Annotated in this window: 13 protein-coding genes; 6 read left to right on the forward strand and 7 right to left on the reverse strand. The window is 72.2% G+C overall.

The genetic code is table 11. The annotated features are described in order from the left end of the window. The first annotated feature begins 65 nt into the window (after positions 1-65). Positions 66-1,163, forward strand: coding sequence for a glycosyltransferase family 4 protein (locus ACQEU1_RS06665; protein ID WP_433197319.1), 1,098 nt, complete (start codon positions 66-68; stop codon positions 1,161-1,163). On the opposite strand, the gene ACQEU1_RS06670 is transcribed toward ACQEU1_RS06665, so the two are convergent. The 3 genes from ACQEU1_RS06670 to ACQEU1_RS06680 are packed head-to-tail and all read right to left on the reverse strand — an operon-like array spanning position 1,138 to position 3,939. After that, on the reverse strand, positions 1,138-2,160 hold the full coding sequence (locus ACQEU1_RS06670; RefSeq protein ID WP_433197321.1) for a hypothetical protein: 1,023 nt from the start codon (positions 2,158-2,160) through the stop codon (positions 1,138-1,140). The two genes, ACQEU1_RS06665 and ACQEU1_RS06670, sit on opposite strands and share 26 nt — an antisense overlap. Positions 2,161-2,164: 4 nt before the next feature. Then, on the reverse strand, positions 2,165-2,332 hold the full coding sequence (locus ACQEU1_RS06675; RefSeq protein WP_433197323.1) for a hypothetical protein: 168 nt from the start codon (positions 2,330-2,332) through the stop codon (positions 2,165-2,167). Between the two features lie 2 nt (positions 2,333-2,334). Then, positions 2,335-3,939, reverse strand: a complete 1,605-nt coding sequence (locus tag ACQEU1_RS06680) for a hypothetical protein (protein WP_433197325.1) — start codon at positions 3,937-3,939, stop codon at positions 2,335-2,337. Positions 3,940-4,034: 95 nt separating this feature from the next. Between ACQEU1_RS06680 and ACQEU1_RS06685 the strand changes: the two genes are divergently transcribed. Then, positions 4,035-5,210, forward strand: a complete 1,176-nt coding sequence (locus tag ACQEU1_RS06685; RefSeq protein ID WP_433197327.1) for a polysaccharide biosynthesis protein — start codon at positions 4,035-4,037, stop codon at positions 5,208-5,210. Here the strand turns inward: ACQEU1_RS06685 and ACQEU1_RS06690 are convergent, their stop codons facing one another. After that, a complete protein-coding gene (locus tag ACQEU1_RS06690) occupies positions 5,211-9,356 on the reverse strand; it encodes an alpha-(1->3)-arabinofuranosyltransferase (protein WP_433197329.1) in 4,146 nt (1,381 codons plus the stop codon). On the opposite strand from ACQEU1_RS06690, the gene ACQEU1_RS06695 reads away from it, so the two are divergent. Further along, complete coding sequence (locus ACQEU1_RS06695; RefSeq protein WP_433197331.1) at positions 9,340-10,050, forward strand: class I SAM-dependent methyltransferase; 711 nt, start codon at positions 9,340-9,342, stop codon at positions 10,048-10,050. The two genes, ACQEU1_RS06690 and ACQEU1_RS06695, sit on opposite strands and share 17 nt — an antisense overlap. Positions 10,051-10,055: 5 nt before the next feature. Here the strand turns inward: ACQEU1_RS06695 and ACQEU1_RS06700 are convergent, their stop codons facing one another. The 3 genes from ACQEU1_RS06700 to ACQEU1_RS06710 all read right to left on the reverse strand — a co-directional run bounded on the left by ACQEU1_RS06700 (position 10,056) and on the right by ACQEU1_RS06710 (position 13,194). Further along, the gene (locus tag ACQEU1_RS06700) at positions 10,056-11,603 is read right to left on the reverse strand and encodes a substrate-binding and VWA domain-containing protein (RefSeq protein ID WP_433197333.1); all 1,548 of its coding nucleotides are present in this window, start codon (positions 11,601-11,603) and stop codon (positions 10,056-10,058) included. 111 nt (positions 11,604-11,714) lie between these two features. Next, complete coding sequence (locus ACQEU1_RS06705) at positions 11,715-12,329, reverse strand: ester cyclase (protein ID WP_433197335.1); 615 nt, start codon at positions 12,327-12,329, stop codon at positions 11,715-11,717. Positions 12,330-12,411: 82 nt separating this feature from the next. Further along, entirely contained in the window at positions 12,412-13,194 is a 783-nt protein-coding gene (locus ACQEU1_RS06710) for a PaaX family transcriptional regulator (RefSeq protein ID WP_433197337.1), read from the reverse strand. A 90-nt stretch (positions 13,195-13,284) separates the two neighbouring features. Here ACQEU1_RS06710 and ACQEU1_RS06715 point away from each other — a divergent pair, with 90 nt between their 5' ends. The 3 genes from ACQEU1_RS06715 to ACQEU1_RS06725 are packed head-to-tail and all read left to right on the forward strand — an operon-like array spanning position 13,285 to position 15,490. Continuing rightward, positions 13,285-14,163, forward strand: a complete 879-nt coding sequence (locus tag ACQEU1_RS06715) for an SDR family NAD(P)-dependent oxidoreductase (protein WP_433197339.1) — start codon at positions 13,285-13,287, stop codon at positions 14,161-14,163. Beyond that, positions 14,160-15,035: an amidohydrolase family protein gene (locus tag ACQEU1_RS06720; RefSeq protein ID WP_433197341.1), complete on the forward strand. Its 876-nt coding sequence runs from the start codon at positions 14,160-14,162 to the stop codon at positions 15,033-15,035. The genes ACQEU1_RS06715 and ACQEU1_RS06720 overlap by 4 nt, the downstream gene beginning before the upstream one ends. Then, entirely contained in the window at positions 15,032-15,490 is a 459-nt protein-coding gene (locus ACQEU1_RS06725; protein ID WP_433197343.1) for a MaoC family dehydratase, read from the forward strand. Before ACQEU1_RS06720 ends, ACQEU1_RS06725 begins: the two co-directional genes overlap by 4 nt. Position 15,491 lies beyond the last annotated feature (1 nt).

Genomic DNA, 15,491 nt, shown 5'->3' on the forward strand with positions numbered 1-15,491 from the left:
CAGTAACCTAGCACCGGGAGAGGCAGATGTCGCGTTGCCCTGATTACCGGCCGAGCATTCTGCTGGTGAATTGGCGCGACACGAGACATCCCGAGGGCGGCGGTTCCGAGCGGTACGTCGAACGCATCGCCGAAGGGCTGGCGCGGCTCGGCTACCGGGTCGCGATCCAGTGCGCGGACCACAACCGGGCCCCGTCCGGCGACTGGGTGGCCGGCGTCCGCTTCCGCAGGCGCGGCAACAAGTTCACCGTCTACCTGCACGCCCTGCTGGCGATCCTGCGCTCCGACGCGGACGTCATCGTGGACGTGCAGAACGGCATGCCCTTCTTCAGCCGCCTGGTCGCGCGCTGCCCCGTTCTCGTCCTGGTGCACCACGTGCACCGCGAGCAGTGGCACAGCGCGCTGGGCCCGTTCTTCGGCCGCATCGGCTGGTGGATCGAGTCGTGGCTCGCGCCCCGGCTGTACCGGAAATGCCGCTACATCACCGTGTCCAACGTGACGCGGGACGAGCTCGGCGCCCTCGGCGTCGAGCTGCGGCGCACGGTGGTCGTGCCGAACGGGCTGGACGCGCCCCCCGCCGTCACCGCGCGGCGCGCCGAGGCCCCGGTGCTCGTCGCGGTGTCCCGGCTGGTGCCGCACAAGCGGCTGGAGCACGCGATCGACCTGGTCGCCGAGCTCCGTCCGAAGTGGCCGGACCTGCGGCTGGAACTCGTCGGCGAGGGCCCGTGGAAGGACGTGCTGCGCCGGCACGCCATCGACCGCGGCGTCGAGGACAGCGTCGTCATCCACGGCTGGGTCGACGAGCAGACCAAGCACGAGATCCTCGCCGGCGCCTGGGTGCACGTGTGCCCGTCGGTCAAGGAGGGCTGGGGCATCGTCATCATGGAGGCGGCCTCGCACGGCGTGCCGACGGTCGCGTACCGCTCGGCGGGCGGCGTGGCCGAGGCGATCGTGGAGCACCGCACGGGTCTGCTGGCCGACGACTTCGGCGACTTCGTCCGGCACACCAAGAAGTTGTTGCGGGACAAGCCGTTGCGCAAGGCGATGGGCGCGGCGGGCCGGGAGCGTGCTCAGCGGTTCAGCTGGGAGGAGAGCCTCGACGCGTTCGAGAGCGCCGTCCACAGCGCGTTGCGGCCGGCTACCGCCGCGCCTCGTGACCGGTGAGCGCCGCCTCGCACAGCAGGTCGAGCAGCCCCGCGGCAGCGTCCGCGCCGAAGTCCCGGCGCCGCACGCGCGCGGTGGCCGTGGTGACCTCCCCCGTCGTCACCACGCCGAACGCGACGCCGGACCGGCCGCTCGCCGCGGGGTAGAAGCGCAGCGCGGCCACGTTCGCCTCGACCACGCCGAGGTTCGACACGAGGAAGGTGCTGCCCAGCCGGGACGCCAGCACCCGCATCCCCCACCGCGCCACCGGGTTGTGCGCGCTGGGAAAGCCCGCCTCCGGTGCCGAGGCTGCCAGCAGCGCGCGGACGTCGTCCTCGCCCGCTCCGGCGGGCAGGCGCAGTCTCAGCAGCGCGCTGTCGGCCTCGGGACGTGGATCCGCGCCACCGCGCCAGGATGCGCCGACCGCGGCGACGACACGGCCGTGCCCGGCACCTCTGGCAGCGTTCCACTGCCGCGTCGCCTCCAGCGCGGCCGACGTGAGCCTGGCGCTGCCCAGCTTGACCGCCGGCAGCGCACGGGACACCAGGTGGTCGCCGGAGTCGTTGCCCTGCAAGGAGGGCTGGATGCGCGTGGGAGGCGTCCACACCGCCTCGCGCACGCGGTCGAGCGCGCTCAGGAGGTACGGCCGGTCCGGGCTGCGCAGTGCCACCCCGGTCGCCGAGCTCCGCACGGGCTCGCCGAGCGCGATGCCCAGCAACGCGACCAGTCCGAGCCCGTCGACCGCGCCGTGGTGCGCCGCGATCATGAGTGACTCGCCGGCGACCGCGACCCGGACGAGCGGATCGCCCGCGCCGTAACGACCGTCGGCGAACTCAGCGCGCGTCAGGTCCCAATCGGACGGTCGGAGCACGACTGCGGCAGGACCGAGGTTCGGGAACTCCGCACTGGCACGGGACATCCGCGCGGCCACCGCCGCGGGATCCGGCGCCGCGCGCAGGGTCGCCTCGAGCAGGATGCTCCAGGAGGCCGCCGGGTCCCCGGAGAAGGCCACGGTCACCCGGTCAGCGGGAGCCGTAGTCGAGGACCTCGGGCTCCTGGGCCCGCACGCCTTCCTCGATCCGCTGCTCGACCACCTTGTCCGGGTTGTTCTGCTCGACGACGACCACGCCGACCCCTCCGGCGAGTGCGGCCCCGGCAACGATCGCCACCAGCACCGAAACCAGTTCCACGTCTACTCCTCACGTCGGGGTGCCGCGAATCTACCGACCGGTAACCATCTCCACAACAGGCTGGCGCCGATCAGTGACACAGCCGCGACCCAGGCCAGCACAACGGGTGCGGCCGCTGGTCCGTTCGGGTCAGCGGGCACTGCTCCCGGCACCCGGTAGAGCGCGAGCTCGGGCCCGTCGTGGACCTTCTCCAGTCGTGCCAGCAGGTTCTCATCGACCCGGCCCGGTGTGCCGTGCTCGACCAGCACCCAGCCGATGCCGCTCAGGTCGCCGTCGCGCAGCCGTGCCGCCCGAGGGTCCTCCCCCGCGACGATCCTGCCCCCCACCGACAGGGAGTCGTCCACGACGGTGGTGCCGGGCAGGTAGCGCGGCGCCGGATCGAGCTGGGTGCGCCGGTCGTTCCAGTCGAACCGGCGGAACGCCGACAGCGGGTACACCGCCACATCACCGGGCTGGTCCACGAGCTCCTCCCGCACCGCGGCCCAGTCCGCCGGGTAGTCCACGGGTTCGAGCCGCCCCAGGCCACCCCAGACGAGGTCCGGCACCAGTCCCAGCAGCAGCACGGCCACGAGCAGCCGGGCGCGCAGCCGTTCCACCGCCGCCGCGAGCCCGAGCGCGAACGGCAGCGCGAGCCACGCGACCCACTTCTGCCCGTCCCGCAGCAGTCCGGCGCCCGGCACGTGCTCGATCAACGCCTCCAGCACGGCGACCCCGCCCGGCAGCACCGCGATCAGGGCCAGCACGGCGCCCAGCACGCCCAGACCCGCCAACGGCCACACGGGCAGGCGTTGCGACAGCTCCCGCAGCCCCAGGACCGCCGCCCCCAGGAGCAGCAGCGTGATCACCGGGAGCGCCGGGTTGGCCCGGCTCGCGGGCACGACCTCGGCGTTCCAGATCCCGCCCAGCCCCAGCACGCTCAGCACCGGGCCGCCCCAGTTCTCGGCACGCGCGCTGAACGCCTCGACGCCGGCGGGATCGGAGAGTCCGTTGTGCAGCAACGACGGCACCCACCACGGCGAGTTCAGCACGACGCCGACCGCCAGGACCTGCCAGGCCTTCCTGCGCCCGGCGGTGGCGAGCGCGGTGCCCAGCGCGAGGATCCCGCCCGGTGCCGAGAGCACGGCGGGCAGGCTCACCAGCACGAGCCGGGTCCACGCGTGCGGCACGCCGTCGCGCATCCTCAGTCCTGCCATGGCGATCCACGGCAGGGCCGCGTAGCCCAGCAGCAGCGTCCAGTGGCCGATGAAGAGCCGTTCGGCGACGTAGGCGTTCCACGAGTACGCGACGGCGGCGACGACGCGCACGCCGGTCTTCTCCGTCGGCACCAGCAGCCCGGCGCCCAGCGCACCGGCGAACACGATCGCGAGCAGAGCCACCTTCTGCACCAGCTGGCCCGGCACGATCTGGGTCAGCAGCGCCACGACGGCGTCGACGGGCACCGCTCGCGGCAAGGCGTCCCCGAGTCCGAACGCCGTCGCGGTGAGCGGCTGTTCCGGCGTGAACACCATGTCGTAGACGAGGACGTGGCCCGGCCACAGCACGGGCGCGAGGGCGGCCAGAGCCAACGCCGCGCACGTGGCGTAGAGCGTCAGTCCGTTCGGCCGCACTTGCTCCCCCTCCGGTGGCGCCGGGGCTACAGTCGCCGAAACTACCGGCCAGTAGTACTCACCGGTAGCCCTGCCGTCCACCGGAAGGATCTCGCGTGTCCGCTCCGGCGCCGACGACCACCCGGCTGGACGCCCTGCTGATCACCGGCGCGCTGCTGGGAGCCAACGCCGCCAGCTACGTCCTCACCATCGCGGCCGCGCGGGCCCTGGCGCCCGCGGTGTTCGGTGAGCTCAGCGCGCTGCTCGCGCTCGTGGTCATCGGCGTGGTGTCCGCGATGAGCCTGCAGACCGTCGCCGCCCTGCGGGTGACGAGCCTCGGCCCGCGCCCGCTGTTCGGGCTGGGCCTCGGCGTGAGCGCGGGCATGACGGTGCTGACGCTCGCGCTCGTGCCGCTGCTCACCCGCCTGCTGCACCTCGACGGACCGTGGCCGGTCGTGTGGCTCGCGCTCTCCCTGGCCCCGCTCACGGTGCTCGGCGTGCTGCACGGTCTCCTGCAGGGCACGCACCGGTTCGGCGCGCTGGCGTTGCTGGTGTCACTGGAAGGGCTCGGCAAGGTCGGCGGCGGAGTGATCGGCCTGTGGCTCTCCCCCACCTCGACCTCGGTCCTCGCGGGCACGGCGATCGGCTCGTTCCTGGTCGTGCTCACCGGATGGCGGCTCTGCGGCTCGCCCCGCCCGGCCAGGCCCGCGGGCGGCCCCGACGTGCTGCACGCCTCCCAGGCCATGCTGGCACTGGTGCTGCTGGTCAACCTCGACCTCGTGCTGGCCCGGCACCAGCTCGCGGACCTCGCGGGCGGCTACGCCGTCGGGGCGGTCGTCACGAAGATCGCGTACTGGCTGCCGCAGGCGGTCGGGGTGCTGGTGCTGCCGCGCATGGCCGACGCGGACGACCGCCGCCGCATGCTGCCCAGGGCGTTGGCGGTGTGCGCGGGCCTCGACGCGTTCGTGGTCGCGGGCTGCGCCCTGTTCGGACCGCTGGGCGTGTCGCTGATCGGCGGCGCGAACTACCGCGGCGACGCGATCCCGTTGTGGCAGTTCGCCCTCGTGGGGTCGTGCCTGGCGCTGGTGCAGCTGCTGCTGTTCTCCCGGATCGCGAGTGGCGACCGGCGGTCGACCGTGGCCGTGTGGATCGCGGTCGCCGTCGAGATCGCGCTGATCACGGTGTGGCTCAACGGGTCCGTCGGACAGGTGGTGACGGGCGCGCTGCTCGCGACCGGAGGTCTCGTGGTCGCGGGAGCGGTCATCGAGGCGCGCGGGACCCGGCGGGCCTGATCACTCGGTGACCGGGTCCGCCGCTCCGGGATCGTCGCGCCGCCCGAACGGCCGGAACGCGGCCGCCACCACCGCCGACACCGCCACCAGCAACGCGGCCTGCGCGACCGGCACGTAGGCCCACTCCTGCCCGTGCCCGAGGATCCGCCCGAGCACCGCCACCACCGACCCCAGAGCCATCCCGCCGACGGCGATCACCTTCGGCGCCGCCGCCCAGAACTCCCGCGCCAGCAGGCACGCGATGACGGCCACGATCGGCAGCATCCCACCGAGCACGGCCAGCAGCACGAGCATCGCGACCATCAGCCAGCGGCTCGCCGACGGCGCCACCAACGCCACCCGCCGCCGCACCGGGATCGCGGCGAGCACGAGGACCGCCAGCACGCCGAGCGCGCCGGCCAGCAGGCCCGTCCGGTACCTCGCGTCGGGGCCGAACTCCAGCGCCACCACGCCGCCGTCCCCCTCGGGCAGGACGTACGCCTGCTGCCAGCCGTCGACCCTGACCTTCTCCAGCACCTGGCCGTTCAGCGTCGCCGTCCAGCCGTCGTTGACGTTCTCGGGCACCACCAGCAGCGCGCGGGCACCCGAGGCGACGGTGACCCGCCGGTCGGTCGCGTCCCACCTCCCGATGGTCACCTCCCGGTGCGTCGCACCGGGTTTCGCGAGGAGGACGTGGGTCACGGACACGTCCTGCACCACGAACGAGTCGGACCGCGAGGTCGTCAGCACGTGGTCGCCCGCCGGCAGCTCCAGCGCCGTGGCCAGGTCGTCGTCGCACAGCACGGCCTTGAGCGGGCGGTGGTTCACGACGTCGCCGAGCACTCCGGTGACCGAGCTGTTGATTTTGGCGCCGTCGACGTCGATCACCGGTCCCCTGCCGCACGGAACGGTGAACGGCGTCTCGGCGGGCACCGGTTTCAGCACGCCGTCCAGCGCGGGCACCCGGAGCTCACCGATCTCGGCGGGCCCGCTGCCGCCCGACTCGCGCACGACCAGTTCGAGCTTCTCGGTGTCCGCCGGCCTGATCGCGACGAGCCCCTCCGCGCCGACGCGCACGACCTCGGTGCCCGCGTCGGTGCGCACCTCCAGCTCCACGGGAGTCCTGGAGCCCGAGCGGCCTTCGACGCGGAACTCGGAGACGGTCCGCTTTCCCTTCCAGGCCAGGGTGAGCGTCGGACGCAGGTCCGTCACGTCCGGCACCCACGCCGTGCCCAGGTCACCGTCCACAGCGGACAGCGGGCTCGCCGCGACGTCACCGGCGAGCGACGACGTGCCGGTGACCGCGACGCCGTCCGCGGTCACCGGGTTCCGCGCACCGGCGGCCGGCACGACGGTGGCGTTCACGACGAACTTCCCGGCGGCCGAGGTGCGGAACAGGCGGGTGAGGCCGTTGACCTCCTCGCCGAGCCGGGACAGCGACGAGTCGCAGCGCACCGCGCCGTCGGTCCGGTAGCAGGCAGGCCGCGACTGGCTGCCCCTGGTGAACGAGAAACCGGGCGTGCCCGCCTCCTGGTCGCGGGGCACGCGCAGCGCCCGTTGCGCCGTCATGCCCGGCACGCTCAGCTCCTTGACGCCGACGTTGCCGTCCTGCCGGTCCGCCGCGACACCGAGGACCGTGACGCGCACGCTGCCGGTCAGCCCGGCGCTGACGGGGTAGGCGTGCGGTCCGCCGCCCGCCGGGACGTCGTGGTCGGTCGCCCCCGTGTCGGTGGTGATCCTGATCCGGGTGACCGCCCACCCGACCCGCAGGTCGTCGACGAGGTCGAGCGTCACCTCGCCGACCGAGCGCGGGGTGTCCAGGTCGATCTCGAGCCACTGCCCGGCAGGGCCGGTGAAGCTCGACGAGTGCCAGGCGGAGCCACCGTCGCCGTCCACCGCGGCGAACGGCGAGTTGGCGGGGTCGATCGCCCCCGCCGCGTCGGCGTACGCGGTCGACGTGGACGCGCGGACGGCGCGGATGCCGCGGTACTCCGCCACGGTCTGGTGCCGCACGTCCTGGAACGGTGACACGTCCAGCGCCACGCGCCCCTGCCGGGACGCCTCGTCCGCGGACATCGTCTGGCTGAGGTTGTCGGTCACCCTGCCGACGTTGCGCTCCTTGCGCCGCAGGCCGTCGGTGACGAGCACTTCGGCGGGCTTCTCCGTCGAGTCACCGGCGAGGATCGCGGGCTGGTCGGCCTGGAGCAGCCCCTGGGACAGCAGCGGCAGCAACGACTCCGGCCCGCCGCTCACCGTCGGCACGTCCGCGGCGTCGACCGCCGTCACGGCCGGGACAGGCCGCTTCACCTCGAAGATCTCCAGCGACCTGCCGGCCGCGGCCGCGTCGACCGAACTGACGAGCCGCTGGTCGCTCATCCGCACCTCGGGGCCGAACTCCGCGACGCGCTCGATGCCCGGTGAGCCCTGGAGTGCCTGGCGCAGCACGGTGAGCGGTGGCGAGCCGGTCTGCTCGCGGGCGATGTCGTTGCGCAGCAGCAGGAACCGGTATCCCCCGCGGGCGAGGAAGTCGGCGAGACCCGCCGAGCCGCGGCCGTCCGCGAGCGCGTCGTACACGGCGTCCATGAACCGGGTGTTGCCCTCCGAACCGAGCGGCACCTGGTTGCGCACCGCCCACGGCGCCTCCGCGAGCGACTGCATCGGCTCGTCCACGGTCCTGCCCCAGGTGTACTGGCCGAAACCGGTGGCGGGCAGCAGCAACGTCCTGGCGCGGGCGTCCTTCTCGGCGAGCCACCCCGCCGCCTCGCGCCAGTGGCCCGGCACGTCCGCCCAGCCGAGTCCCGGTCGCAGGGTCAGCAGCCACGCGGGTGCCGCGACGACCGCGATCAGCAGCAGCGCCACACCGGTGCGCACGCGCCGCCGCCAGTGCTCGGGGGCGGCCCGCACCCCGGTCGGCCGGGACAGGTGCAGGCCGTGCACGAACCCGAGGACCAGGCACAACCGCAGCACGGGTTCGAACTTGTGCACGTTGCGCAGGGGCGCGAGCGGCCCGTCCAGGAGGCCGCGGACGACCTCCGCGAGCGGCGAGTCGAGCGAGCCGACGTAACCGACGGTCAGCAGCGTCAGCCCGGCGAGCGTGCCCAGCACCAGGAAGCGGCGCTCCGGCAGCCCGAGCCGGGCCAGGCCGACGACCCCGACGAGCGCCACCGCCGCCGTGCCGGCCATCAGCACCGGGTTGTCGACGAGGATGAACCCGTTGGGCCACCACGGTTCGCCCTGCAGCACGTACGCGACCCACTGGTTCGTGCCGCGCAGCACCTGGAACAACGACATCGGCGCGGTGGTGTTCGCCGCGGACTCGATGTAGTCCAGGAACGGCAGGCTGTACCGGCCGAGCAGCAGCAGCGGGACGATCCACCACAGCGCCACCGCGATGACCGAGCCCGCCCACCACAGCACGAGCTTCACGTGCGCGCGGTTCCACGTGCGCGTCAGCAGCCAGATCCCGGGCAGGACCAGGGCCATCACGACCATCGCGCCGTTGACGCCGCCCATGCCCAGCACCGCGAGCGCGGACAGGGCGGCCGCCCGGCGGGGCGAGCCGATCCTGTCCGCCAGCACCAGCGGCAGCAGCACCCACGGCAGCATGACGGCGGGCAGCATCTCCGCCGACAGCGGCCCGATCTCGGTCAGCACGCGCGGAGCGAGGGCGTAGGCGATTGCGCCCGCGTACCTCGTGGGCTCCTGGCCGATGCCGAGCGCACGGGCGAGTCGCAGCGTCCCGTAGAAGGCGAGGCAGAGCAGGAGCGCGCACCAGAGCCGTTGGGTGATCCACGCGGGTACGCCGAGGATCTGGCCGGCCGCGAAGAACGGTCCCATCGGGAAGAAGTAACCGTACGCCTGGTTCTGCAGCTCGCCCGCCGTCGCCGCGGGGTTCCACAGGTGCAACGCCCTGCCGAGGAAGCCGACGGGGTTGACGACCAGGTCGAGCTTGGTGTCGAACGTGGCCGTGCCGAAGCGCTGGGCGAACGACAGCACCGCGAGTGCGAGGAGCACCCACGTCGTCGGGTTCCGGTGTGCGATCTTCAGGCTCTTGATGGCGCAGGAAGTTACCACCGGGTAGTGCTCGCGGGCGACTATCGCTATCTTGGGCCACCACGACCGTTCTGGGGGCACGTCCAGGCAGGTGGCGATGACTTCTTCGACCACGTTCGAGCAAGCGTGGGAGCTGGGCGACCAGGTTCCCGGCTGGTTGACGGCCGACCAGGCGACCGCGTTGTGGAGAGCCGCGTCCCGCCTCGGCCCCGGTGCGCGGATCGTCGAGATCGGCAGCCACCAGGGCCGATCCACCACCGTGCTCGGCATCGCGGCCAGGTCGGTCGGCGCGACGGTGGTCGCCGTGGACCCGTTCGTCGAGGGCAAGCTGTTCGGCGGCACGCCGACCCGCGTCCGGTTCGAGAAGAACGTCGCCCGTGCGGGTCTGACGGACGTCGTGCGGCTCGAAGCGTCCTACAGCACGGAGTTGCGCCGGCGCTGGGACGAGCGCATCGACCTGCTGTACATCGACGGCAAGCACGACTACTGGACCTACACCGACGACATGCTGTGGTCGGAGAACCTCGTGCCGGGCGGCGAGATCCTGGTGCACGACGCGTTCTCGTCCATCGGGGTCACCAGCGGCATCCTGGCGAAGGTGTTGTGCGGCAAGCGGTACGTGTACGTGGACCGGGCGGGCTCACTCGCACGCTTCCGTCTGGCGCAGCCGCGCTGGGCCGACCGCAGGCGCGTGCTGGCCGAGATGCCCTGGTTCCTGCGCAACGTGGGGATCAAGGTGCTGCTCCGCCTGCGGCTGCGGCCGGTCGCGCGGCTCTTCGGCCACGACGGGGCGTACGACCCGTACTGATCCGTCTACTGAGGACGGCAGGCGGGCGGCTGGCAGAGCATCGTGCTGAGCGCCTGCGCGAAGATGTCGCTGATGCCGGCGGGGTCGACGGTCGTGAAGGACCGGCCTCCGGTGGCGTCCGCGATCCGCGCCAGCTCGTCCACGTCGACGTCGGGACCCATGCCGATCGCGATGACGGGCAACGGCCTGCGCTTGTCCTGCAGCTTGGCCAGCTCGTCCAGCAGCTCGCGCTGGCTGATCGAGTCGGGGTCCTCGTTGCGGCCGTCGGTCATGATCGCGACGATGTTGATGCGCCCGAGCTCCCAGTTCTTCCTGGCCTCCCGGTAGGCGGCCAGGGTGGTGTCGTAGAGGCCGGTGGCGCCGTTCGCGGTCGCGCGCGTCGCCCGGACGGCGGCCACGGCCTGGCCGCTCGCGAGGTGGTCCTTGACCGACGCGAACGGGATGATCTCCTTGTAGTCCTTGTCGCCGTCCAGCCTCGTGGAGAACTTCCACAGGCCGATCTGCGTGCCGGGCTTGAACATGCCGAGGCCGCGCTCGGCCGCCGCGACGGCCAGCGCCATCCGCGTCGTCCCCGTCCTGGGCACGACCTGGTTCATCGAGCCGGACACGTCCAGCACGCCCAGCACCCGCGCGGTCAGCGTGAGCCCGCTCCACAGGCGCAGCGTCTCGTCCACGAAACCCTGGTCCAGCCCAGCGGCCTTGTCGTCGGGCCCGCGCAGGCCGAACCTGCCGAGGTCCGGCGCGGACCGCAGGCGCGACAGGAACTTCTCCGCGCCGACCCGTTGCGCCTCCCCCGCGTCGGGCAGCACGACGTACGGGAAGTCCAGCGGTGGCACGGGGTTCTCCGGCGCGACCGCCGTGAGCCGGGCCGCGCCGGGTGTGGAGTTGTGCCGTTCGAGGGCCTGTTCGGACGTCGGGAACACGTCGAGCGGCCGCGCGAACAGGTCGTCCGCGCGTTCGGCGTAGTCGGCGGACACGGGCCTGATCGAGGCGACCGTCGCCGCCGCCGGGTCCTTCTCCCCCGACGCGAACCCGCGCATCGCCAGCAACGCCGACAGGCTGGCCGGATCCCTGGCCGGATCGGCGATACCGCCGACGGCCTTCGCGCCGGGCCCGATCAGTTCGCGCCAGTTCTTGCCCTTCGCCGGATCCCTGACGGCGAGCACGACCGGTGACAGCGCCACCGAGGTGCCCGACTCGGGCACGCGCCACGCGCCGGAGTCCCGCGCCTGCCGCAACCACATCGTCGACTCGGGCACCCACACCGAGGGCGATCCCGTGCCGTCGACCAGCCTGGTCATGGTCTCGCGCGCGGGCTCCGCCTTCACCTCGACGCGGTAGCACTCCTCGCTCGTGCCCACCTGGTCCGCGATCTCGCTGAGGGCGGGCGCCACCGCGGGCGCGGCGGTGACCAGGACCGTCGCCGGATCCGTGCAGCGGGTCGCGTTGAGCCGGTCGATGACGGCGTCACCGCCGATCCAGGCGACGACGGACAACACGAGCAGCACCGAAAGCCCGACGACGGGCGCCGTCACCCGCCGTGGTCGCACCATGGCGGCCACCTTAGACAACCGGCACCGGCGTCACCAGAACCCAGGCGTTCCGATTACGAGGGCGGGTTGCCAGAACCCGTTGCCGAGGCAGCCGCCCGGTTCCGGTGGACCTCAGCCGAGTCCGATCTGGGAGTAGAAGGTCTGGTTGTCCCAGAACAGGAACTCCTCGTCCATCGTGCCGCGCCGGTTCCACAGCCCGATGGTGGCCATGTTGATCGCGTACTTCTTGCCGGTCGGCGCGATGAACCCGCCCTTCCCGTCCGGCATGGGCCGTGTGAACGTGCCCTGCATGACGCCCGCGACCGCCGTCAGGCCGCCGTTCGCGACGCGCAGGTAGTGCGACTCGATGCGGGTGTCGGGCGCCCACACGAACAGCGCCTTCAGGTCCTCGACGTGCTTGTCGATGCCGTCGGTGTAGTGGCCGTCGGGCCAGTGCACGCGGATGTTGCGGGCGTGGCTCTCGCCCAGCCTGGCCCACTTCTCGTGGCTGAAGACGTCGAAGTCGAGCTCGTCGAACGTCCTGAGGTTGTCGCGTTCCTCCCTGGTCAGGTCCTTGGCGAACGGCGGGTTCGGCACGCGCGTGGTGGCGGGGTCCGGCATGGGCGTCCACGGCGAGTAGCCCGCCGGGGCGGCGGCTTCGGCTGCGCCGCCGGTGACGGCGGCCAGGGCCATCGCGCCGAACGCGGCGGTGCTGCCTCGGGTGATGAGCGAGCGACGGTTGAGCATCTCGGGCACCTTCCTCTGGGCTGGTGCACGAGAGCTTTGCACTAACTTTTCGTTAGCGCTATCCCCTAGATGGCGTTGTGATCTAGCTAGCAGGGATCGACTCGATGATCTCCTCGGCGATCGGGGTGGCGGTCTCGGCGTAGCGGGTGGCGAGGGACTGGAACAGCTGCTCGGCCTCGATCGCGGGCCAGTCGCGGTCCAGCAGCTCGGCCGGCAGGTGCGGGTCCTGGCGGACGAGGTCGAGCCAGTCGCCGTGCAGGAGGAGCTGGCGGGCCAGGTCGTCCGGCGCGTCCAGCGGGTTGCGCCAGCGGGTCAGGAAGGCCTGGTAGCGGGCGCCGATCGCGGCCGTGTCGAACGCCCGGCGCGCCAGGTCGGCGGCCTCGGTCGGCTTCGCGTGCTGGGCGGTGAAGACGGTGACGTTCTCGGCCAGCGGCTCGACCAGCGCGGTGACGTCGCGAGTGCCCGGCGCGATCCACAGGCCGTTCTGCACCGGGCCGAAGCCTGCCCACTGCAACTGGGAGCGCAGGTCGTGCCGTTCGCCGCGGCGGCCCTCCGGGAGCGAGAAGCCGACCAGCGTCCAGGTGCCGTCCCAGTCCCTGTTCACCGCGCCGCGCTGCCAGATGCGCCGCTCGCCGTCGCGCAGGACGTCGGTCGCGCGCGGGGTCAGTCCGAAGTAGACCTTGCGGCCGTTGCGGCGCTTGGCGAGCAGGCCTCGTGAGGTCATGCGGGTCAGCGTCGAGCGGACGGCCTCCTCCGAGACGTCCACGCGCCCGAAGACGTCGATCACGCTGCCCGAGTAGACCGCGATGTCGCGGCCGAACACGTACAGGCCCAGGAAGTTGAGCATCAAGGACTGGGGCGTCACGCAGCTCACGATACATGTTGGGCAGCATCTAGACGAGCGTCACCAATGTGCCCTACTTTGGGTCGCGACGCCGAGGAGAGGACTCGCCTGATGGACCTGTCGGGAAAGGTCGCGATCGTCACGGGCGCCGGCCGCGGGCTGGGCCGGGCGTACGCGGAAGCCTTGGCGCGCAACGGGGCGAGCGTCGTCGTCAACGACGTGGACGAGTCCGTGCGGGAGGTCGCGGAGAGCGTCGGCGGTGTCGCGGTGGTCGCCCCGGTCGGGCCCGCCTCGACCGCCGACCAGCTCGTCGCGGCCGCCGTGGAGGAGTTCGGACGGCTCGACGTGCTGGTCACCAACGCCGGCATCCTGCGCGACCGGGTGCTGTGGAAGATGAGCGACGACGACTTCGACGCGGTGATCGACGTGCACCTGCGCGGCACGTTCACCTGTGCTCGTGCCGCGGCGGTGCGGATGCGCGAACAGGGCACCGGCGGCAGTCTCGTGCTGGTCTCCTCCCCCGCCGGTCAGCGCGGCAACTTCGGCCAGACCAACTACGCGGCCGCCAAGGCCGGAATCGCCGCCATGGCACGGACCTGGGCGTTGGAGCTCGCCCGCTCCGACATCGCCGTGAACGCGATCGTGCCCGTCGCCGCGACCGAGATGACGAGGACGATTCCGGCGTTCGCGCCGTTGATCGAGGAGTCAGAACGGACCGGCGAACCACTGCCCGCGTGGGTGCGCCGCGACGAGGGTCTCGGCACCGTCGAGGACGTCACCTCGCTGGTGGTCTACCTGGCGTCGGATGCCTCGAAGGGCGTGACCGGACAGGCGATCGGCATCGGCGGCGACCGGCTCGCGCTCTGGTCGCACCCCGCCGAGAAGCAGGTCCAGTTCGCCGACGGGGGCTGGACCGCCGACGGGATCGCGGCGAGCTTCGCGGAGTTCGAGCCCGAGAGCTATGGCATTCCGGCACCGGTCGCGCCATGAACGTTGACGACCTCGTCGCCATCGACGTCCACACGCACGCCGAGATCTCGCGCGACGGCCACAGCTCTCTCAGCCCGCAGTTGGTCGAGGCCTCGGCCAAGTACTTCAGGACGGCCCACCGGCAGCCGACGATCGCCGAGACGGCGGAGATCTACCGCTCGCGGAACATGGCCGCGGTGATCTTCACGGTCGACGCGGAGCACGCCACCGGCCACCCGCGGATCTCCAACGAGGAGGTCGCCGCGTCCTGCGCCGAGCACGCCGACGTGCTGATCCCGTTCGCGAGCGTCGACCCGTGGAAGGGCCGCGCCGCCGTCCGGGAGGCGCGCAGGCTGGTCGAGGAGCACGGCGTGCGCGGGTTCAAGTTCCACCCCAGCCTGCAGGACTTCTCGCCGGACGACCGGATGGCGTACCCGCTGTACGAGGTGATCGAGGAGCTCGGCGTGCCCGCCCTGTTCCACAGTGGACAGACCGGGATCGGCGCCGGCGTGCCCGGTGGCGGCGGCATCCGGCTCAAGCACTCCAACCCGATGCTGGTGGACGACGTCGCCGTGGACTTCCCGCACCTGCGGATCGTGCTGGCACACCCGTCGTTCCCGTGGCAGGACGAGGCGCTGGCCGTCGCGACACACAAACCGTTCGTGCACATCGATCTGTCCGGCTGGTCGCCGAAGTACTTCCCGCCGCAGCTCGTCCGGTACGCGAACACGTTGCTGCAGGACAAGGTGCTGTTCGGCTCGGACCACCCGGTGATCACCCCGGACCGCTGGCTCGCGGACTTCGCGAAGCTCGACATCTCCGACGACGTCCGTCCCAAGATCCTCAAGCTCAACGCCGCCCGCTTGCTCGGACTCGTGAAGGAGGACGCGTGACCATCTCCGTGCAGGGAACCGCAGAGCTGAAAGGCCTGGCGGGCAAGAGCCTCGGCCACACCGACTGGCTCCAGATCGACCAGTCGCGCGTCGACACGTTCGCCGCCGCCACCGACGACCACCAGTGGATCCACGTCGACCCGGAACGCGCCGCCGCCGGGCCGTTCGGCGGCACGATCGCCCACGGCTACCTGACACTGGCGCTGCTCATCCCGTTGATGACCGAGCTCCTCGACGTCTCCGGCGTGCGGATGAGCCTCAACTACGGCCTGGACAAGGTGCGGTTCCCCGCGCCCGTGCCGGTCGGCGCCAAGATCCGGCTGACCGGGAAGGTCGACACCGTCGAGGACGTGCCGGGCGACGGCGTGCAGCTCACCGTCGACTTCACCGTCGAGATCGAGGGCTCACCGAAGCCCGCTTGCGTCGCCCGTGCCGTCTACCGCCACTACACATGAG

Source organism: Lentzea sp. CA-135723 (assembly GCF_050936595.1).
In the GTDB taxonomy this organism is placed as follows: Bacteria; Actinomycetota; Actinomycetes; order Mycobacteriales; family Pseudonocardiaceae; genus Lentzea.

Coding starts and splice junctions, on each gene's coding strand:
- ACQEU1_RS06695 (WP_433197331.1), top strand. CDS start 9,340: ATGACTTCTTCGACCACGTTCGAGCAAGCGTGGGAGCTGGGCGACCAG.
- ACQEU1_RS06700 (WP_433197333.1), bottom strand. CDS start 11,603: ATGGTGCGACCACGGCGGGTGACGGCGCCCGTCGTCGGGCTTTCGGTG.
- ACQEU1_RS06705 (WP_433197335.1), bottom strand. CDS start 12,329: ATGCTCAACCGTCGCTCGCTCATCACCCGAGGCAGCACCGCCGCGTTC.
- ACQEU1_RS06715 (WP_433197339.1), top strand. CDS start 13,285: ATGGACCTGTCGGGAAAGGTCGCGATCGTCACGGGCGCCGGCCGCGGG.
- ACQEU1_RS06720 (WP_433197341.1), top strand. CDS start 14,160: ATGAACGTTGACGACCTCGTCGCCATCGACGTCCACACGCACGCCGAG.